This is a genomic window from Anabaena sp. UHCC 0204 (assembly GCF_009711975.1).
Taxonomy (GTDB): domain Bacteria; phylum Cyanobacteriota; class Cyanobacteriia; order Cyanobacteriales; family Nostocaceae; genus Dolichospermum.
Genome location: NZ_VIKW01000015.1, coordinates 18,809 through 39,011 on the forward strand (window position 1 = coordinate 18,809; position 20,203 = coordinate 39,011).

Sequence of the window (20,203 nt, forward strand, 5' to 3'; positions counted from 1 at the left end):
TTATACTTTGTTGAACACTTTTTTCCATGTAGCATTGACACCGCCTAGAGCCTGAATCATCAAACCGCCAGCGAATAAACTATAGGCAATGGTAGAAATTATCACATTTAATATTAAGTTGAAATTGAACTTTTGCAATACAATAAATACTAATGCTATCCATAGAGTAATTATGAAGGGACGAAACATTATTTTCTCTACATTTAATCTTAAAATCCGACTATAAACCGCATAAATAAGTATAGTACAAGAAGCAATTGTTCCTACTACTTCCATTAATGCCGCACCCATTAACTTATATTGAGAAATTAGTATTACACCTGATACTCCTCCGATAAAAGTTGTAGAAATCGTTTCAATGAGATTAAATTTCTCCAATCCATAGGCTAAAAGTAGATAGTTAAATATTCTGACAACCGGATATAAAATTAGGGCTAATGAACTGATCTGTAGAGCTAAAGTTGCCTGATTAAAATTAGAGTCTTGATAAATGAACTTGAGTAAATCTCCTCCGATAAAGAAAATTCCTACCACAAATGGTAATACCATTCCCATGAGGACTTCAATAATGTTTTCAGTGACTTGCCGTTGATTTTCCTTGGGTTTGTCTACTGCCTTGGTCATGCTGGGAAAAACAGCCAGACTTAAACTATTCACAATCATCATCAAGGGCTGTTGTAGTTGTCCAATAGCACCATAAATACCAACCATAAGCTCACTGCCTAAAAGTGAGATAATGAGGATATCTAATCTACTAGAAACTATGCCGACTGCATCAATAGCTAAAAATGTGCGAGCAGATTTTAATAGTTGCCATATAAAATCTTGGTCAATATGCCATTTGGGTTTAACTGTTTGGATAATTAAAATCCACTGAATTACAAAAATAAAGGTTTCAGAAATTACAAATATTCCAGCTATATAATTGATTCCATACTTCAGAGACATACACCATATCATTACCAGCAAACGGAGAATATAAATAGGAATTGTAGAGATAGCAATTAAATTCATTCTCTCTTGTGCCTGAAAAATTGCCTCCGTGATGTTAGAAAGGGCAAAAGGAATAATTGTTAAGCCCAATATATAGCAAACCATCGAGGTGTCAGGATTATAGGGTAGTATAAACACCATAACTACCAGTGCGATATAACCGATAATACTTAACAGAAATTGTAGGAAAGTGCCACTAACTAGATAAACTGGCATTTCTTCAGGATTGCGAGATAATTCTCGTGTAAATAAGGTTTTAAGACCTTGTGAAACAATGCTGACAAAAATCAAGTAGTAGCTGAACGCCAAGAGATACTGCCCTAATGCATAAGCTCCTAAATTACGAGCTATCGCTGCTGTTAGTAAAAAAGTGCTAATACTTTGTACTAATCGGTTCAGCAACAATGCAAAAGTATTTTTTGCTAGTTTGTGTTTTCCCATTATGTTTGATTAATTCTTACTTTATTTAGATAATTTAGGCATGAAATTGACTATAGATTCTTACCTGATACTTTGGGGGTAACATTAGAAATTTCTCTTTGTTTTTTAGTTGAGTAGAAAATGTCATAGGCAGCTTTATTACCAAACAGGTAGAATTGGATACGACGATTGACAATACTGGGAATATTCAGACATAAATGGAGAAAGAAATAAGGGTTATAGAGCATTGTCTTGAAGGCTTTTAACCATTGCTTTTTCTTGAGCGGCTCTATAACCAGGTAGTAAGCTAAATGTCTTTTCAAGATTTGATAATTTGCCAATAAAGCATCTTTGAGATCAGGTGATTGACTCTGAATTTGCTCTTTTTCTATGAAAGTTAATGTTGCTTGGCAATTTTGAGCAAGACGGATTACTTTGTCTGTATAAACTAAAGAACCTAAGCGAGCCAGATAAAAATAATATGCTTCTGGAACTAGAAAAAACCGCGCTCCCCTGACTAAACAAGTTAAGGCTAACCAAAAATCTTCAGCCACTTTTATGGTTGCATCATATTGAATATCTTCTCGAATCAAAAACTCGCGTTTGAACAAAGGTTTCGATATACCTAAATGCAGTCCTTGTTTTCCATATACATCTGTTGCCACAAAATAGACTGGCTCGATTTGCTTAATTGTTGATATAGACTCTTCACTTTCTTTAATGAGGGTACTCCAAGGATGTTCTTCACCATCTTTAATCAGATATAAATCATCAGCAATCATATCTGCATTTTCTTGGTATGCTAATTGCACAAGTCTTTCTAGTCGTTGTGGTGCATACCAATCATCTGAATCTAAAACAGCAATCCAATTACCCTTAGCTTCCTTAATGGCTCGGTTGCGTGTACCACCAGCACCGAGATTTTTAGGGTTAACAAAAACTTTCAGGCGTTCATCTGTAAACCTTCTAACTACTTCTAATGTGTTATCTGTTGAGGCATCATCTACGACAATTACCTCAATATTTTTTAGAGTTTGTCCTAGTGCTGACTCTATTGAGCGAGAAATGTAGGCTGATGTATTATATGTAGGAATAATTACCGATACTTCTGGTTTCATGATGAACGTTTCTGTTATTTAATAAGTTGTTGCAATTGTTTTTTAACCCATCTAAGTTTTTGTTTTAAGTGATTAAATGGCACGGATCTATCAAGCCTATTTACTTCTTCATCTGATAGCTTGATTGTCAAAGCGTCCACTGATGCTTCAACGCTAGTAGGTTTACTAGCTCCGATTATAGGAACAATCATCACTGACTTGGTTCGTAACCATGCCAACATGAGGTTGTATATAGAAATTCCCTTTTCTTGGGCTACCTGGGTGAAAACCGTGAGATTTTCCAGAGTGCTGGTACGACGCACACCTTGAATACCACCAAAGGGACTCGATGCTAAAAAGGTTAATTTTTCTTGGTTAGAATAATTCAACACTCCATCAAACTCATGATGGCGATACCAAGGATTTAACTGGTGTTGAATAGCAACAACTTCAACTAAGTCACGAGCGCGTTTGATTTCTTCTACCGAGTAATTGGACAGGCCAACAAAACGAATAATTCCCTCTGCGACTGCTTCTTTGACTGGGGTAAGCGATTGTTCAATAGTGTAGTTTGGATCAGGTCTATGATGTTGCCAAATATCTATGGGTTTATCACCACCAAGAGCTTCAAAGCTTTCTCGAATTGTCTGCCGTAAATGCTCAGGACTGCCACTGAATACCCATTCTCCTTGTGGACGGATATAGCCCCCTTTTGTCGCTACTAAAACATGGCTAGTATCACCGTTGTACTGGTTAAAAGCTTTATGAATTAGGCGCTCATTGTGATGTTTGTCTGATTCATCTTTGCAGTAAGAGTCAGCGGTATCAATTATATTTATGCCTAAATCTAGGGCGCGATGGATAGTTTCAATTGCTTGTGCTTCAGGGGGTTTAGTAATTAAGGAAAGTCCCATTGCACCAAGGCAAAGTTCACTAATCTGAACATTAGTATTACCAAGTTGCTTCATTTCCATGACTTAATCTCACTTTTTGAATTTGACATATAGTGATCTCAAATTAGTATCAGGCTAAATTTGGGGGTTAGCAATGGTAATCTACAACAACTTCTTTACCATCGTCCAAGACAGCCTTTTTAGCATAGCCAAGGATAACTTTTTCTAAGCCATATTTATAGACTATGCTGCGAATTTTTTCAATTTGTTCATGTTGAAACTGGAAAAACTTATACGCAGTCAAGCGACATTGCCCTTCAACAAATAAAATAGCTCCTTCAGAAAAATACACTGGGTGGGTTCGACAAATAAATGGTTTGTGTCCATTACATAAGCCCATTTTGCTACAGTAAATAGTTTTTCTTCCTAGTAAATCTTCATTGTCCGTTAACCGAAAATCCCAGTCATTGATGGCATCCACAAACATCTTTTCTTCATTGGGCAACAAATGAAGTTGTGTGTTGGCTGAACAACAAGTGCAACCCTTTAAAACACCGCCATCATAATCAGGGGTATTTAAAGGGCGATAACAGGGATTTCCATCACCAACTTCACTATATAGTTGTTCAAACCATTGACGAGTAAAAGGCTGAACACTATTTTGAACTTCAAAATCTAGAGGAACCTGTAAATCAGATTTGCTAAAACTTTTTTTGAGTTTTAACCTTCTGAGGAGATAAACCGCAACTCTCTTCACTAAACCCAAACTTTTTAGAAGCTTTTCCATCTTAAATTCCTAATTTTCAATCGTCGATTTTCTGTGCATCCCTTTTTGCCTTAGTCATTCACTGGAACTTTTAAAAGTGACTTACCATCAAAATAATCGGGCGAAGTTGCACCCATTAGTTCCAAAATAGTTGGGGCTAAATCCACCGATTCACCATCTGGCAAACTAGAACCAGGAGTAAGCCCTGGACCCTTGGCCATAAAAAATCCTCGATTCCAGTGAGTACCAGCACGGAAGTGAGTGATAGGTCCAATGCGTCCAACATCAGGGCTATCTATAACATCTGTTATTTGTTCGTGCCACAAAACTATCAAATCTGAATCTGGATGTTTAGGATCGTTATCTGTAGCAGATTTTCTGGTGCGTGCGACTTGTTTGACTAAGGGTTTTCCAGTTCTCGCATCTTTGAGACGATAGAGCATCTGAGTTAGTTCATTACAGATATCTTCATACTCAGACGCTGAAACAATTCCATTTCCTTCTCTTCCCTCCAAGTTGATGCGAATATGTCCATTAGCAAAAGTTGGCAAAGCAAATGCTTTCATTTTAGGCCAAAGCGGTTTATACCAAGTAGCAGGCATCCAACCAAATGGAACAGATAGCATTGAGTAAGGGCTGGCTAAACCATTTTGATCAGAGTGTAAAAATTTACTAGGAATCCAAGGTCTCAAAAACCGCTTAATGGGATTAGGTTCATAGTTTTTCATCCACATCTCCCCTAACCAAGAGTTGCGAATCGGATTAGTTATCATTGGTGGTGGATGAATGTCTGGGTTTCCCGGTGCAATAGCAACTTTTCCTGGGAAGTTGTACCTATAAAGCACTTCTGCTAAAAAAACAGCACTTGGCAAATCACTATAATTTGGTCCGATACCATGCAATGAAAAACACAAGATATAAGCGTCTTCGGGTGCTTTCTCTAATATCTTTCCTATTCCTAGATCAATGTTTTCGTATGTTTCTAGCAATGGGTCAGGAATAGTACCATTTTTACTCAGGTGTGAGTACAGTGGGTGATCTGGTTGGCTGTAATTATATATATCGTGGCCTGCTGTATGTGGTTCTCCAAAAACTGTTAAGTACAGATCCCAAGATTCTTGTTTGAGTAAATCGCAACAAATATTTGTGCGAAAGCTAATACTCTCTTTGAGAGCTTGTTGCAGCCATTTAACATAATCTTTATCCCACCAAATGCCAGTGTCATTGTAGAGAACTGGATTTTTGCCATATTGGTTAATGATATTGGTGAGAAGTTCAGGAGGATGAGATTGACTAGGTGCAGAGGGGAAATGTCCTCCCCAACCTGAAACTTGGACACCATTTACTCCCTCAGAAATTCTTGTCCCGGGTACATCAAAGACTGCTACTTTGTATCTATCCCCTAATGCGTAAAATGGAAGATATTCTTGATAGTCATAACCACAAAGAGGCACATCGCAATCTATATCGTAGGTTTCTGGTTTATATGTTAGGGAATCCCAATAGCCAATTTTATCAGAACTACAACCTGTGGCAAATTGCGCCCACAATCCTTCTGTTACTGCATATTCTGTCTTTTGACCGCAGTATTTGACCGTATTACTAATATTAGCATAAGCCCCTTGCTGTCGCAATTTACTAATATTTTTCAGATATCCTTGGGAGATCCATTTTTCTATTAAAACTGGGTCTCCAGAATCTAGACCAATAGCAATTACAGGTTTTTTCATGTGATTATTTTACATTCCCTAAATACTTTAATTTCTACCGTACAAGTTTCATAAGCTCCTTCTTTGTTCAAAACTACCTGTACTGTTTTTGAGCTTTGATGCTGCTGTAGTTGGTTCTGGATCTACATTGGAGAGTATCAAGAAATGTGGTCGGTTATGTAACTTCATTTCCTGATTCATTTTTCCAAAAAAACTGTATCCGACGATTTAAAATCAAGGGAAGTTGTATGAAGAAATGTATAAAAAAATAGGGATTTTTTAGCATTTCCTTCAAAGCATTTAACCATTTCTTTTCTTTTAGGGGTTCTACAACACTGTAGTAAGATAAATACCTTTTAAACGCTGTATAATTTCTGCATAAAGCATTGTATAAACGTGGTTGTTTGGTAGCTATCTCCTCTTTTTCTACAAAATCAACAAACTTATGACAAGATTGTATAAGACGTTCTACTTTAGAACCATAAACTAAAGAACCTGAACGAGAAAGATAAAAATAGTATGGTTCTGGGACTAGAAAAAAACGCGCTCCCCTGACTAGACCAGTTAAAGATAACCAAAAATCCTGACCCATTCTTACACTTGGATCATATTGAATCTGATTTTGAATAAGAAAATCTTGTCTAAACATAGGTTTTGATATTCCTAGATGTAGACCTCTTTTCCCATATACATCTGTTTCCACAAAATATACTGGATCTATTTGTTTGGTTGTGCAAATAGATTCTCTACTTTCTGTGATTAGTGTACTCCAGGGAGCATTTTCACATTGTCTAATTAGATATAAATCATCTGCAATCATATCTGCCTTTTCTGTGGATGCTATTTGCACAAGTTTTTCTAGTCTTTCAGGAGCATACCAATCATCTGAATCTAAAACAGCTATCCATTTTCCTGTTGCTTCGCTGATAGCCCGGTTGCGTGTTGCAGCAGCACCCAGATTTTCCGAATTAACCAACACTTTAACTCGTGGATCAGCAAAGCTACTGGCTATTGCTACTGTATCATCAGAAGAACTATCATCTACTACAATGAGTTCTAAGTTATTCAGGGTTTGTTGTAATACAGATTCAATAGCTTTAGCTATATATTTTTCTGTATTGTAGGCAGGAATTATGACTGATACTTCTGGATTCATATTGTTTTCTAAGGTGGATTATTTGTTTTATATTTATTATTTATTAATAAGCTCCTTCCTTATTCAAAACGACTTGCACTGTCTTCAATAGAATCTGGAAATCTAACCACAGTGACCAGTTTTCAATGTATCTGAGGTCGAGTTTCATGATTTGTTCAAAGTCTAAAATGTTGGAACGTCCTGAAACTTGCCACATTCCTGTTACTCCTGGTAAGACTTCTTGACGGATAAAATGACGTTCGGAAAATTTATCTACATCTCTAGTGGGTAAAGGACGAGGACCAACTAAACTCATTTCTCCAAGAATAACGTTAAATAGTTGGGGTAGTTCATCTAAGCTATAACGACGGAGAAATTTACCTATACGAGTGATGCGAGGATCGTCTTTGATTTTAAAGATAATACCATCTTTGACTTCATTTAAGGCTTCTAATTCTTTTTGGAGTTTGTCCGCATCTGTTCTCATAGTCCGGAATTTCCAGACTTTAAATTGTTTTCCACGTAAGCCTATGCGGGTTTGTCTATAAAATACTGAACCTGGAGAGTCTAATTTAATGGCAATAGCGATCGCTAAATATACAGGAAAGGTAAAGATGAGAAATAAAGTCGCAAAGCAAATATCAAAAATTCGCTTAATCCAGAAATCTTTACCTATAATTACTGGACACATAAAACTTAAACAAGTCATACCTCCGACATTGTGTATTTCTATATCTCGGTAAATTGCTTTTAGTTCTACAGGTAAAAGATGTAGCGTAATACCTGATGCTTGAAATAACCAGCATAAAAACATTCTATTTTGGATAGCACTCCAAGAAATAAATACTTCTGTTACTCCAAGTTTATTAAGTGTTTCTAAAGTTTTTTGACGATTATTCCTATCTAGACAGTTAGTGTTATTACTCCCAGCTATGATGTAACGATTTTCTTTTTTAATAAAGCTAAAAACTATTTCTTCGTCTTGGGAATCACAAATAATGAAAACTGGATTACAACCAATTTTTTTCTTTTTCCGCAAATATTCAATACTGATGTTGATTACTAATCTACCAACACAAACTAAAGATGTACTCATTAACAAAAAAAATATTAATGTTGAACGTCTCATATCTTCAATTGGTTGATATAAAACACTGAACATTAAGATCACACAATGAGCAAAAAATAGTGTTTTGATAATATTCCCATAGTTCGCACGTTTTGTGCCTGGTTCATAATTACCTTGAAAGTATAGTGATGCTATTTGAATAAAAACCGCTATCAATATTGATGAATATTCGTACTGTCCAACCCAAGCTAAACGATATTCAGCTAATATCCAAGCAATTAATAGTAAAATAGTATCTACTAAAATTAGTGTCATTGATCGCAGCCACCATCCTCCTTTACGTACTTTAGCAAACGTAGGTGCGCGCAAATCTAATTCCGCCTCACTGAGGTTACTACTAATTAAGCTTTGATTGTTCATGACTCTATCCCTGGTAACAAATTGGAAATTAAGGTTTATTCAGTATTTTTACTGTTTAAAATGGTTTCGTTATTAACCAAAACAATAGGCATTAGAAAAACTTATCCTTTGAACGCAATAAAGCGTTGGATAAGCAGTTTCTTAATTACTAAAGACAGCTTTTTAGTGGACTCATTAAAAACGATGAGTCAAAGAAATATTTTTTTAGTTCGACATCTTCCTAAAATATCATATTTTTTGATACTGTAAATAAGTCAAAAAGTTTCTTTATATTATCTTATTGCTATTTTCACATTAGATTTAGACAAACACTTTTTGCTTCCTTAGGTGATGTTACTTAAGTATATACCCAGGATTTATTTTTGTAGATTTAAATGGAATGCGTATAAAAATCAACGGTAATACCTTGTATAACTATGGATAAATTAGTTATTAAAGAATTAAATTGCATAACATACAGCATATTTTAAATTCATCAGGTACAAAAATACCCCATCCGCGATGTTACACATTTCTCCCTGATTAAGGGCAGAGTTGGGAAGGGGTGTACTTTATACACCTGAAATATACTGTAGAATGAAAACCTTTGAGTTTGAGGATCGGAGCTTGACAGAGAGTACCAATGTGCTATTGTTAGTCTTGAATTACCATTGCTTGTCCAGCTAAAGAGGCTGTTGTCCAAGCACTTTGGAAATTAAAGCCTCCGGTGACACCATCAATATCCAAGATTTCACCAGCAAAATGCAAGCCGGGAACTATTTTACTTTCCATGGTTTTAAAGTTAACTTCTTTGAGGTTGACACCACCACAGGTGACAAATTCTTCTTTAAATGCGCCTTTACCTGTAATTAAGTATTCTCCCTGAGTAATTTCTTGGACTAGCTGATTTAAAGTTTTATTGGATATGGTTGCCCAACGGTCTTCTGTAGTAATATGGCTACGAGTGATAATGTATTGCCACAGACGATGAGGTAAATCTACTCCTCGATGTAAAGCGATCGCTTTTTTGCCCCATTCTTCTTTTACCACTAACAGCCTTTTTCTAACTTCTTCTTGTTGTAAGTTTGGCAACCAATTGATAATTAATTTGCCTTGATAGCGATTTTCATGAAGTATTCTTGCACCCCAAGCGGAAAGTTTGAGAACTGCTGGACCACTTATACCCCAATGGGTAATTAACAAGGGTCCAGTTTGTTGTAATGGGGTTTTACCTGTACCTGACAACCGTATATTTACTGAATTAACACTAATTCCTGCTAGTTCCCGGAGTTGGCTATCCGTAATATTAAAGGTGAAGAGAGAGGGAACTGGGGGTTGGATGTGATGACCTAATTCTCTAGCGATTTTATAACCTGCTAAACTGCTACCTGTAGCCAAAAGTAAATGATCGCATTTTTTGGTTTCTCCCGATTTGAGGAGAATTTCAAAACCCTCATTTTGTCGAGTTACAGCAGTGACAGGTGTACCAATCTGGAGTTCTATTTTGGCAGTGAAAGCAGCTTTAATTAAACATTCTGCAATTGTTTCCGAACGATCTGTAATGGGGAACATTCGTCCATCAGCTTCTGTTTTTAAGTTTACCCCATGTGCCGCAAACCAAGCAATGGTATCTAGAGGTTGAAAACGGCTGAATGCACCCAACAAAGCTTTACCACCTCTAGGGTAATTCTGGACTAAATTCTTGGGTTCAAAACAAGCGTGAGTGACATTACAACGTCCCCCACCGGAAATGAGAACTTTCGCCAAAGGTTGACGACTGGCTTCGATTAAAGTAACTTGGGCTTGGGGATTAGCTTCAGCACAAGCGATCGCACCAAAAAATCCCGCCGCCCCACCACCAATAACTACAATTTGCAAGGGTAACAACTTCAAAAATTTATTAATAGCATCTATTGACTAGATTAACTATTTATTTACACTTCATATAATTCAAAATCAGCTTTTTCTGCACCACAAACTGGACAAACCCAATCATCTGGTATATCTTCAAAGGCTGTTCCTGGTAGTATATCACTATCTGGATCACCTATTTCTGGATCATAGATATAACCGCAAACGCTGCATATATACTTTTGCATATTTTTTTCCTCTGGCAAATTAGCAGGCTAGAGAAAGAAATTAAAAACGCCACCATCTCTTTTGAGCATAACTGAAAATTGCCAGAGCGATCGCCCCCAATAGTAAAAGAGCAATGATACCACCAGGTAGAAAAGTTATAATACCAAACCCTCTGAGTACAAACAGGGATATACCCATACCCAGCAAAACACCAAAAGTCTGGGTTAATTTGCGATTTAAAGAAGATTGATTCACTGAATTTTCCTCTCAACTTTAATTTACACTTGATCTAATCATATCAGGTAGATCATAGCCCCCTCCTCGCTTGTAGGAAGTAGTTTAGGAGTGGGGTTATTGTCACAGTCTTTTTGTTAGGACTAGTAGGGGCGCAGGGCCTGCGCCCAGTCAGGAATATAACTTGCGCCCAGTCAAGAATATAACTTGCGCCCAGTCAGGAATATGACTTGCGCCCAGTCAGGAATATGAACTTTAGACTAATTATCTACGAAAAATCTATAAATTAAACCGTAATTGAAATTGAGTGAGTTAAACTCAGTTAGATCATCTGATCAATCGGTTAAAAAAGTAACGAAAATCACTATATCTGTATTTTATATGGCAAACGCAAATCATAAGAGTATGGCTAACACCACCCTAGCGGTATCAGATATGCTTTGGAGTCAAGATAAGCAAAAATTGTTGATTCAAGGGGAAGTATTGCTGCAAACCCGATCTCATACCAATTGGGGAGGTGGTGTCACTGCCTGGATGTATGTCCCCCTGATTAGATCCCATGTCTGGCAGCAAATTACAGATTATCCCCGCTGGGTACAATATTTTCCTGATATTACCAAAAGCGAAGTTATATCTAAAGGTGATGTCAAACGTCTGTATCAAGCTGCACAAAAAGCTTTTTTATTTTTCACAGCCCAAGTAGAAATTTATCTTAATGTGGTGGAAGTTTTAGGACAACAAGTTCACTTCCGCATGGAGAAAGGTACATTTGAAGATTTTCAAGCCAGTTTAGAATTGAAAGATATGGGTAACGGAACTCTTTTAGCCTATACAGTTCAAGCAACACCAAATATTCCTATCCCTTCTATTTTTATTCAACAAGCAATGAACTTGGAGTTACCAGCAAACCTTTCAAAAATGCGACAGGTTCTCTGTAATAAATAACCCAAGTTGCTAGTTATCTAGTTAAGGTTGGTGATTGGTGATTGGTGACTTGCCCTGAGCGTAGCCGAAGGGTTGGTAATTGGTAATTGGTGATTGGTAAATTTCTGTTTTCATCCTGTACATCCTTAAATCCTGTACATCCTGATATGGCTTGCGCTACACTATCAGAAAATTAAATCCATTGCTTCCTGAATTACTTCATCCCGATTTACCAATTCCCCCAACTCATCTGCTGCATACCTACCTTCAAAAGCCTCTAAAGCAGATTTTCTTAAAGCTGAATCATAAGCATCTTGCAAAGCTTCCAATAACTCATCTTCCGTTAAATAATTACCCTTACCCTTGGGGCGTTGATTAGTACGTTGAATTTGTTTAACCGAATTAAAAATAGAAGTTTCCCAAGACCTAGTAGAGCGTTTTTCCGCCTTTTGTTTAATTAAATGCAATAAAACAATAATCCCATAACTAAAAATCTTATTTAATTTATCCGACTTACTCATTTCCTCCAACTCTTCCACCAATTCCAAAGCTTCAGGAATTTTACCATCATGTAATAATTCCTTTAAAGTTAATAATTCTTCCATCGTCTTTTATGACTCCTGTTTATACACAACCTCTCATACATCAACATTTACATTATAATCTAAAATTTTTCTTCCTTTGCGCCTTTGCGTGAGAAATTCAGATTTTATAACAAACCGCAAAATACACAAAGGAAGAAGAGTTTTTAGGTAGGTGAATCCTGTAAATCCTAATTCAGACAACTGCCGGATATTGTTCCAACACCTGCCGTAAATATTGTCCAGTATAAGAACGGGGATTTTTCGCCACATCTTCCGGTGTTCCGACTGCGATTATTTCTCCACCTTTATCTCCTCCTTCTGGTCCCAAATCTATCACCCAATCAGAACAACGAATTACATCTAAATTATGTTCAATGACTAAAATTGAATTTCCTTTATCCACCAATCTTTGTAAAACATCTAGCAATTTGTGGACATCATAAAAAGATAAACCTGTGGTGGGTTCATCTATTAAATAAAGTGTTTTTCCTGTCGCGCGTCGAGATAATTCTGTGGCTAATTTCACCCGTTGGGCTTCCCCACCAGATAAAGTTGTGGCTGGTTGTCCTAACTGTACATAACCTAAACCAACATCAACTAAAGTTTGTAATCTAGTCACAGCTTTGGGAATGTTTTGACAAAAATCTAAGGCTTCCTCAACCGTCATATTCAAAACATCAGAAATTGATTTATCCTTATATTTAACTTGGAGAGTTTCTCGGTTATATCTCGCACCTTTGCAAATTTCACATTGTACATAAACGTCAGGGAGAAAATTCATTTCAATGACATTTACACCTTGTCCACTACAAGCTTCACAACGTCCACCTTTGACATTAAAAGAAAATTGTCCGGGTTTATAACCTCTGGTTTTAGCTTCTACAGTTTGGGAAAAGACATCACGAATGATATCGAAAACTCCGGTGTAGGTGGCTGGGTTAGAACGGGGAGTTCTACCAATAGGTGATTGGTCAATGACGATCGCTTTATCAACGCAATTTAAACCTTTGATTTCATCTATATCTTTGGGTGCGGGAGCTTTTTTGAGGAGATGATGTTGTAAAGCTGGATAAAGTAATTCATTAATTAAGGTAGATTTTCCTGAACCGGAAACACCTGTCACAGAAACAAGTTTCCCCAAGGGAATTTCTACATCTATATTTTGTAAGTTGTTACGATGGGCATTTCTAATAGTTAAAGCCCGTCCGTTTCCTTCCCGTCTTTTAGCTGGGGTATTGATGACTCTTCTGCCTGATAAATAAGCACCAGTTAAAGAATCTTCAGCATTGAGTAAATTCTCGAAACTGCCTTCGGAAATAATATTTCCGCCATGAATTCCTGCACCAGGTCCAATATCAACTATATAGTTAGCTGCGCGGATAGTTTCTTCGTCATGTTCGACGACTATTAAGGTATTTCCTAAGTCGCGTAATTTGGTTAATGTTTTGAGTAATCTGCCGTTATCTCTTTGATGTAAACCGATACTTGGTTCGTCTAAAACGTAAAGAACTCCTGTTAGTCCCGAACCGATTTGTGTCGCTAATCGAATCCGTTGGGCTTCTCCACCTGATAATGTCATGGCGGGACGATCTAAGGTGAGGTAATCTAAGCCAACATCTAATAAAAATTGCAATCTGGCTTTTACTTCTCTGAGAACTAAATCAGCTATTTGAGTTTGGCGATCGCTCAATTTTAATTTTTCTACTCTTTCCCGACATTCTCGAATGGAAACGCTGGTAAAATCTAAAATTCCATATTGTCCTAACTTTACTGCTAAGGCTTCTGGTTTTAATCTTTTCCCTCCACAAACTTCACAAGGTTGGTCAATTAAATATTCTTCCAATTTCTGTTTAACTAACTCTGTTCCCCCTTCATACTGTCTTTGTAAAATGGGAATTACACCTTTAAATGTCTGCTTTTTCTCTTCTGTGGTTTTTTTGTTTTCTTCTCCATACAAAACAACTTTTTGCTGTTCCGGTGTCAACTTACCCCATTGAGTTTGTAACTCAAAGCCATAATTCAAACCGACAGCATACAGCAACTCCAAATAATAGGAGTTTTCCTTTTCTGACCAAGGAGCGATCGCTGCATACATGGGCGAATCTGCATTAGGTACAACCAACTCTGGGGAAAATCTTCTCAAAGTCCCAATCCCGTGACAATGGGGACAAGCACCATAAGGGGAATTGAAAGAAAACAATCTTGGGGATAATTCTTCCATTACCGCACCATGTTCCGGACAAGCAAAGTTTTCAGAAAATACCATTTCTATCGGTAATTCTTGTTCAGAAATACCTTGATTTTCTGCCTCAGTTGTTATATACTTACTATCAGAGCGCTCCAGCGCTATTTTGGTAGATGTCTCATTTAATACCTCAATTATGGCAATACCGTGAGATTGCTTAAGACAAGTTGCTAGAGAATCTACCAAACGCTCTTGCATTCCATCTTTTTTAACTAATCTGTCAATAACCAGTTCTATAGTATGTGTATTATTTTTGTCTAACTCGATGGAATCTGATAGCTCGCGGACCTCTCCATTTACCCTCACGCGAACAAATCCTTGCGCGGCTAAACCAGAAATTAATTTGCGGTGAGTTCCCTTTTTACCCCGGACTACAGGGGCTAAAATTTGGAAGCGGGTACGGTCAGGAAGTTCCATGATGCGATCGCACATCTGGTCAATGGTCTGAGGGGCAATAGAGCGATCGCAGTGCGGACAATGGGGTTCACCAGCCCGACCATATAACAATCGCAAATAATCATAAATTTCCGTCACCGTTCCCACAGTTGAACGGGGATTATGGGAAGTTGATTTTTGGTCAATGGAAATTGCCGGACTTAAACCTTCGATTGCTTCGACATCAGGTTTATCCAACTGTCCCAAAAATTGTCGAGCGTAGGCGCTGAGGGATTCCACATAACGACGTTGACCTTCAGCGAAAATGGTATCGAACGCCAAGGACGATTTACCCGAACCAGAAACGCCAGTAAAGACAATCAGGCGATCGCGGGGCAATTCCAAATCAATATTTTTCAGATTATGCTGCCTAGCGCCCCGAATGCGGATAGTATTTTGGCTATTGTGAGCGGATGGAAGCACATCGTTTAAAGAAGCAGCGAGATTTTCTGACATATTGACAGGCTAAGGAAAGGTTGCACGGTGAAACAATCCTTAATAATACTATCTTTGCTCAGGTTATAGTAGAGTATCAGTTATCTTAATTTCCTACCCAGGACATAACCTCATGTTTTCGGTTCTTCAGTATCTATAGGAACATGACTTAAATTTTGAAAATATACTCAGATTTAAAGTCTTACTGAATAAGGCTTTTATTTTAGTTTTTCCACTTGCGATATGATTTTTTATATTTAAAGTAAGTTACTTGTAATTCAAAGTATTTAGTATGACAGAAGCAAAGAATTTAGAACAGAACCACATTAACTCAGAATATGAAGAAGATATAGATATTGAAGCGGAAGAAGAACCGGATGAAGAACCAACACTTTCTCAAGGATTTGATCCGACTTGCATTAGTATGGGAACTAATATCATGACCGTACAGCAAATTCTGGACAGATTAAATAATCATCGAATGATCGCACCTGAATTTCAACGAAAAGAAGGTATTTGGACTAGAACTGCAAAAAGTCGGTTAATTGAATCTCTTTTATTGCAAATTCCTTTACCTGCTTTTTATATTGATGCAACTAATGATGATCAATGGCTAGTCATAGATGGAATCCAAAGAATAACAACATTTAAGGAATTTGTCACTGATCAAAGTTTTAATCTGAATGGATTAGATTTTTTCACTGATTTACATGGTAAAAAATATCAGGAACTTACACCTCGTTGGAAAAGAAGAATTAAAGAAACAAAATTAACAGTATATTTAATTTTAAGAGGAACATCATCCGAAATTACTTTTAATATATTTAAACGTATTAATCAAGGAGGAACTGCACTTTCTGCTCAAGAAATGCGCTATGCTAAAAACTCTCCAAATAAAATCACAAATTTATTAAAAGAACTTTCTGAATCTCCAGAATTTAAAAAAACAACAGATAACGGAATTAAAGATAAAAGAATGATTGATCAAGAATGTATTTTAAAAGTTTTATCTTTAATGACAAGTAATATAGATAACCTAAATTTCAAAGATTATGATTATTTTTTAGATAAAAAAATGACCGAGATGAATCAAATGGATGATTCTGAAATAGAGAACATTAAACAAGAATTTTTGTTGATTATGAATCTTGCTTATGATTTATTTGATAGACAAGCATTTAGAAAACCAAAACTATCTACCATAAAGCAACAAAAAAGATATCCTATTAATAAAGCATTATTGGAAGCATGGTCAATCAATCTTGCTAAATTAGATGATCAGGAAATCAATATTATTAAACAAAGAAAAGAAGATTTACATCAAGTTTTATTAAAAGAGCAAGAAGATGGTAAGTTTGATAGTATCTTATATAAAAGTGCTGGAGATGCTAACAGCGTCAAAGAACGATTTAAACATATTCAAGGAATTATTCAAAGTATATTATCATGATTAAAAAATTACATTTAAAGAACTTCAAAGCATTTGCAGATGAAAATTTTGATTTTAAACCTCTTACCTTAATTTCTGGTTTAAATAGTACAGGTAAATCTTCTATAATTCAATCATTAATTTTATTGCGCTATGCTTATATAACAGACTATTTACCGAGTAATGGGCTAAAACTTGATAGTGAAATAGCTTATATAGGTACTGCTGAAGATGCTCTATATGAAAATGCGGAAGAAGAATTAATTAGCTTTGGAATTACTTGGGAAAATGATCAGCACACAATCTGGAATTTTGATTATGATTCTCCTAGTAGTAATGTGCTACCAATTGCATTAATAATTAATGATGCTCAAATTAATCAATTTAATTTATTTAATGATAATTTTCACTATTTAGGTGCAGAAAGAATTACACCAGAGGAATCTTATCCTTTATCTGAAAATGATGTGGTTAAACATAGACAATTAGGTAAAAAAGGAGAATATACCGCACATTTTTTATATGAATTTGGTAATCAAGATATTCCCCTTAGTGAATTAAGTCATCCTCGCAGTAAATCTCAAAGTTTGAAAGATCAAGTTGATGCTTGGATGGGAGAAATTAGTCCTAATATTAATATTAACATAAGACAAGTTGCCAATGCAATGACAATAAAATATTCTTTTGGAGTTAGTAAAGAATATTCTCCTTTTAATGTAGGTTTTGGTGTCACTTATTCTTTACCCATTCTAACAGCAGTTCTTTCCTCTAAACCAGGAACAATGATAATTATTGAAAATCCTGAATCTCATCTTCACCCTCAAGGACAATCACAACTAGGTCAATTATTAGCTTTAGCTGCAAATCATGGTATTCAAGTTATTATTGAAAGTCACAGTGATCATATTTTAAATGGTATAAGAATTGCTGTTCATGATGGTAAAATTAAGCCAGAAGATGTACAATTACACTTTTTTGAAATACAAAGTCAAATGAATGAAATTAAAATTATTTCTCCTAAATTAGACAAAAAAGGACGTATTAATACAATTCCTAAAAATTTCTTTGATGAATGGAATAAAAGTTCAAGAGCATTATTAGCACCAGTGGGAGATTAAATAATGGATATTCAACTGGTATTTAATGAATTATGTCTTTTGAATTTAGAAAATGACGAATATAAAGCTAGAGAATTAATGTCTAACTTTATTCAAACTTTAAGAGAAGCATTAGAACAAGGTTTACAACAACAATTACTCAGTAATGATAAGTTTTATAATATTAATCTTGCATCTGATTATCCTATAGGAAAATGGCTCAATGATCCAAGTGTTGATCAAGTTGAACAAGATTTTATTTTAAGTATGCAATTTTTTGAGGTTGATGAAATTTTTGATCAAGATCAAGAAACTGAATTATTATATGCTTGCACATATTGTAATAACGAACCGAAAGGACTTGTCTATGCTTATAGATTAAAAGCATTATCTGTTAGTTTAAAAACATCAGAATTATGGGAAAATAGTGTGATCTCTCTCCTAGAAGTTACAACTAATGAAGATGGAGAATTACTAGAAGAAAATATAGAAGTTAGACACGCAAGCAGTATAAATCATGTTATTGAACATCAAAAATGGATTAAGAATCGTCTTCAAGATAATATTGATAGTGGCTTAGATTTATGGAATAAAAGAAAAAAGATATTTCCTCATTTAGAATTTTGTGATTCTGTAGAAAAACAATTACAAAATATTAAAAACAGTCATCCTATATTTCAAGCAATTATTAAAAAATTAACAGAAGTTGAAAATGCTTCTAAAAATTGGACATCAGGTAATTTTGATCTCAATAGTTTACCTAGTAAAGCAACTCCCGAAAGTGAATCCAGATTACAAAAATTTGAAAAAGAGTTAACTTTTCAATGTCCTGACGGAAAAAAAAGATTATTTAGTTTGCATATTCGCATGACTCCAGGTGCATGGAGATTGTATTTTTATCCTTTAAAACCAACTGAAATTATGATTGGCTATATTGATATTAAAATTCAATAAATAGACTTATATCCATGATATCCAAGGTTTTATTCCACTATTTGCTAGGGTTACATGAGATTTATAGCCTAATTATTGAACTTCTACTTTTTAAGGACTCACTAATTATCAATTACCTGTCCTAACCAATCAATAATTTCACTATTCACAATATCTGGAACTTCATCATGGGGACAATGGCCAGCACCGGGAATAGGGACAATTTTAATATTTTGGCCATTTTCTCGTGCTGCTTCATAGATATTCGCTCCCGTAATTGGTGTCCAAGGATCTTCTGCACCCCAAATTACTAATAACGGAAATTCTAACTTAGGTAATAATTCCTCTGGACTAGGTCCGGGAGGTGCAGTCAGAATAGAAGCAAAAACTTCTTGCGCTCCTGGATCACAAGATGGGTTATAAAGTAAATCAACGAGTTCATCTGTTACTGCATTGCGATCGCTATATACTTGATATAGTGTCCGGCGAATTTGCGATTTTTGGCGAATGCGGTTAAAGACGAATTTACCTGTAATGGGATTAGATACCAATTTATTAAAGGTTGCTATGAAAATGCGAAGAACAGGGTTCAATTCATGGGGACGGTGACTCAAACCACCCGCAGAGTTAATCAATACTCCTCCAACCGCAATTTCCGGGTATTCTGTTAAAATGATTAAACTTAAAAGTGCGCCAATGGAATTACCAATAAATATAGCTGGTTTTTGAATATGTGCGTTCCAAAAATCTTTTAAGAGTTCTGCCCATATTTCCATGCTATAATCTATAGTTGCTTTATCAGAACCGCCAAATCCCAACAAATCTAAAGCAAAGACTTGATAACCAGCATTAGCCAAAACTGGGATATTTTTACGCCAATGACCAATGGAAGCACCAAAGCCATGAATTAGCACCAAAGGCTGACCTGTACCCATAACTGTATATTGAATTTTGTAATCTCGCCAAGTCCAAATCTGTTTTTCTAATGTCTGCAAATCTGGGGTGCTAGTTGTCATTTGTTAAGTTTCCTAAAGTATTATTTACTTATATAACAATATTAAATTATTCGCAAATTAAGTGGTATTGCAAGACAGATAAAAATGTCAGCGTTTTGTGATATTTGAGATTTGTGGTTTATTTCGGGGTTGGATAATTGAAGATGAATTAATCTCACGCAAAAGCGTAAAGATCAGAGTTTTAACAATTCTTAAATCGAAAAAGCTCAATTTTTTCATTTATAACTATCTATAAGATCCAAGGTCTTGTATAATACTGTTTTTTTATCATCATTTTTACTAGCATTAAATAGTGCCTGTATTCAGGAACT

The 20,203-nt window shown here is 35.7% G+C and carries 17 protein-coding genes; 4 read left to right on the forward strand and 13 right to left on the reverse strand.

The genetic code is table 11. From position 1 onward, the window contains the following. The 10 genes from FJR04_RS13865 to FJR04_RS13910 form a co-directional block, all read right to left on the reverse strand. A complete protein-coding gene (locus FJR04_RS13865) occupies nt 1-1,434 on the reverse strand; it encodes an oligosaccharide flippase family protein (protein WP_168495688.1) in 1,434 nt (477 codons plus the stop codon). A 50-nt stretch (nt 1,435-1,484) separates the two neighbouring features. Beyond that, nucleotides 1,485-2,531: a glycosyltransferase family 2 protein gene (locus FJR04_RS13870; RefSeq protein WP_168495690.1), complete on the reverse strand. Its 1,047-nt coding sequence runs from the start codon at nt 2,529-2,531 to the stop codon at nt 1,485-1,487. 14 nt (nt 2,532-2,545) lie between these two features. Next, nucleotides 2,546-3,484, reverse strand: a complete 939-nt coding sequence (locus FJR04_RS13875) for an aldo/keto reductase (RefSeq protein WP_168495692.1) — start codon at nt 3,482-3,484, stop codon at nt 2,546-2,548. Between the two features lie 67 nt (nt 3,485-3,551). Then, complete coding sequence (locus tag FJR04_RS13880; RefSeq protein ID WP_168495694.1) at nt 3,552-4,190, reverse strand: hypothetical protein; 639 nt, start codon at nt 4,188-4,190, stop codon at nt 3,552-3,554. A 50-nt stretch (nt 4,191-4,240) separates the two neighbouring features. Then, nucleotides 4,241-5,899, reverse strand: coding sequence for an alkaline phosphatase family protein (locus tag FJR04_RS13885; protein ID WP_168495696.1), 1,659 nt, complete (start codon nt 5,897-5,899; stop codon nt 4,241-4,243). Between the two features lie 154 nt (nt 5,900-6,053). After that, nucleotides 6,054-7,034, reverse strand: coding sequence for a glycosyltransferase family 2 protein (locus tag FJR04_RS13890; RefSeq protein ID WP_168495698.1), 981 nt, complete (start codon nt 7,032-7,034; stop codon nt 6,054-6,056). 43 nt (nt 7,035-7,077) lie between these two features. Further along, nucleotides 7,078-8,502, reverse strand: coding sequence for a sugar transferase (locus tag FJR04_RS13895; protein ID WP_168495700.1), 1,425 nt, complete (start codon nt 8,500-8,502; stop codon nt 7,078-7,080). A 633-nt stretch (nt 8,503-9,135) separates the two neighbouring features. Then, entirely contained in the window at nt 9,136-10,368 is a 1,233-nt protein-coding gene (locus FJR04_RS13900) for an NAD(P)/FAD-dependent oxidoreductase (protein WP_168495843.1), read from the reverse strand. Nucleotides 10,369-10,415: 47 nt separating this feature from the next. Continuing rightward, nucleotides 10,416-10,580, reverse strand: a complete 165-nt coding sequence (gene rd, locus FJR04_RS13905; RefSeq protein WP_168495702.1) for a rubredoxin — start codon at nt 10,578-10,580, stop codon at nt 10,416-10,418. A 40-nt stretch (nt 10,581-10,620) separates the two neighbouring features. Further along, nucleotides 10,621-10,815 (reverse strand): hypothetical protein, encoded by a 195-nt coding sequence (locus tag FJR04_RS13910; RefSeq protein ID WP_168495704.1) that lies wholly within the window; start codon nt 10,813-10,815, stop codon nt 10,621-10,623. A gap of 360 nt (nt 10,816-11,175) precedes the next feature. On the opposite strand from FJR04_RS13910, the gene FJR04_RS13915 reads away from it, so the two are divergent. Next, nucleotides 11,176-11,739 (forward strand): SRPBCC family protein, encoded by a 564-nt coding sequence (locus FJR04_RS13915; RefSeq protein ID WP_168495706.1) that lies wholly within the window; start codon nt 11,176-11,178, stop codon nt 11,737-11,739. 164 nt (nt 11,740-11,903) lie between these two features. Here the strand turns inward: FJR04_RS13915 and FJR04_RS13920 are convergent, their stop codons facing one another. Beyond that, nucleotides 11,904-12,323, reverse strand: a complete 420-nt coding sequence (locus tag FJR04_RS13920; RefSeq protein WP_168495708.1) for a DUF29 family protein — start codon at nt 12,321-12,323, stop codon at nt 11,904-11,906. Nucleotides 12,324-12,495: 172 nt separating this feature from the next. Further along, nucleotides 12,496-15,438 carry an excinuclease ABC subunit UvrA gene (gene uvrA, locus FJR04_RS13925; protein WP_168495710.1) on the reverse strand — a complete coding sequence of 981 codons (2,943 nt, stop codon included), beginning with the start codon at nt 15,436-15,438 and terminating at the stop codon, nt 12,496-12,498. Nucleotides 15,439-15,709: 271 nt separating this feature from the next. Here uvrA and FJR04_RS13930 point away from each other — a divergent pair, with 271 nt between their 5' ends. Genes FJR04_RS13930 through FJR04_RS13940 form a run of 3 tightly spaced genes read left to right on the forward strand, consistent with a single transcriptional unit; the run spans nt 15,710 to nt 18,897 of the window. After that, a complete protein-coding gene (locus FJR04_RS13930; RefSeq protein ID WP_168495712.1) occupies nt 15,710-16,867 on the forward strand; it encodes a DUF262 domain-containing protein in 1,158 nt (385 codons plus the stop codon). Next, nucleotides 16,864-17,964 (forward strand): DUF3696 domain-containing protein, encoded by a 1,101-nt coding sequence (locus FJR04_RS13935; protein WP_168495714.1) that lies wholly within the window; start codon nt 16,864-16,866, stop codon nt 17,962-17,964. Before FJR04_RS13930 ends, FJR04_RS13935 begins: the two co-directional genes overlap by 4 nt. A gap of 3 nt (nt 17,965-17,967) precedes the next feature. Continuing rightward, nucleotides 17,968-18,897, forward strand: a complete 930-nt coding sequence (locus FJR04_RS13940; RefSeq protein WP_168495716.1) for a hypothetical protein — start codon at nt 17,968-17,970, stop codon at nt 18,895-18,897. 101 nt (nt 18,898-18,998) lie between these two features. Here FJR04_RS13940 and FJR04_RS13945 read toward each other — a convergent pair whose 3' ends face one another. Next, nucleotides 18,999-19,892, reverse strand: a complete 894-nt coding sequence (locus FJR04_RS13945) for an alpha/beta fold hydrolase (RefSeq protein ID WP_168495718.1) — start codon at nt 19,890-19,892, stop codon at nt 18,999-19,001. Between the last annotated feature and the right edge of the window lie 311 nt (nt 19,893-20,203).

Excerpts from the sequence above, each read along its gene's own strand:
- FJR04_RS13865 (WP_168495688.1), bottom strand. The coding sequence starts at position 1,434 with ATGGGAAAACACAAACTAGCAAAAAATACTTTTGCATTGTTGCTGAAC.
- FJR04_RS13870 (WP_168495690.1), bottom strand. The coding sequence starts at position 2,531 with ATGAAACCAGAAGTATCGGTAATTATTCCTACATATAATACATCAGCC.
- FJR04_RS13875 (WP_168495692.1), bottom strand. The coding sequence starts at position 3,484 with ATGGAAATGAAGCAACTTGGTAATACTAATGTTCAGATTAGTGAACTT.
- FJR04_RS13880 (WP_168495694.1), bottom strand. The coding sequence starts at position 4,190 with ATGGAAAAGCTTCTAAAAAGTTTGGGTTTAGTGAAGAGAGTTGCGGTT.
- FJR04_RS13885 (WP_168495696.1), bottom strand. The coding sequence starts at position 5,899 with ATGAAAAAACCTGTAATTGCTATTGGTCTAGATTCTGGAGACCCAGTT.
- FJR04_RS13890 (WP_168495698.1), bottom strand. The coding sequence starts at position 7,034 with ATGAATCCAGAAGTATCAGTCATAATTCCTGCCTACAATACAGAAAAA.
- FJR04_RS13895 (WP_168495700.1), bottom strand. The coding sequence starts at position 8,502 with ATGAACAATCAAAGCTTAATTAGTAGTAACCTCAGTGAGGCGGAATTA.
- rd (WP_168495702.1), bottom strand. The coding sequence starts at position 10,580 with ATGCAAAAGTATATATGCAGCGTTTGCGGTTATATCTATGATCCAGAA.
- FJR04_RS13915 (WP_168495706.1), top strand. The coding sequence starts at position 11,176 with ATGGCAAACGCAAATCATAAGAGTATGGCTAACACCACCCTAGCGGTA.
- FJR04_RS13920 (WP_168495708.1), bottom strand. The coding sequence starts at position 12,323 with ATGGAAGAATTATTAACTTTAAAGGAATTATTACATGATGGTAAAATT.
- uvrA (WP_168495710.1), bottom strand. The coding sequence starts at position 15,438 with ATGTCAGAAAATCTCGCTGCTTCTTTAAACGATGTGCTTCCATCCGCT.
- FJR04_RS13930 (WP_168495712.1), top strand. The coding sequence starts at position 15,710 with ATGACAGAAGCAAAGAATTTAGAACAGAACCACATTAACTCAGAATAT.
- FJR04_RS13935 (WP_168495714.1), top strand. The coding sequence starts at position 16,864 with ATGATTAAAAAATTACATTTAAAGAACTTCAAAGCATTTGCAGATGAA.
- FJR04_RS13940 (WP_168495716.1), top strand. The coding sequence starts at position 17,968 with ATGGATATTCAACTGGTATTTAATGAATTATGTCTTTTGAATTTAGAA.
- FJR04_RS13945 (WP_168495718.1), bottom strand. The coding sequence starts at position 19,892 with ATGACAACTAGCACCCCAGATTTGCAGACATTAGAAAAACAGATTTGG.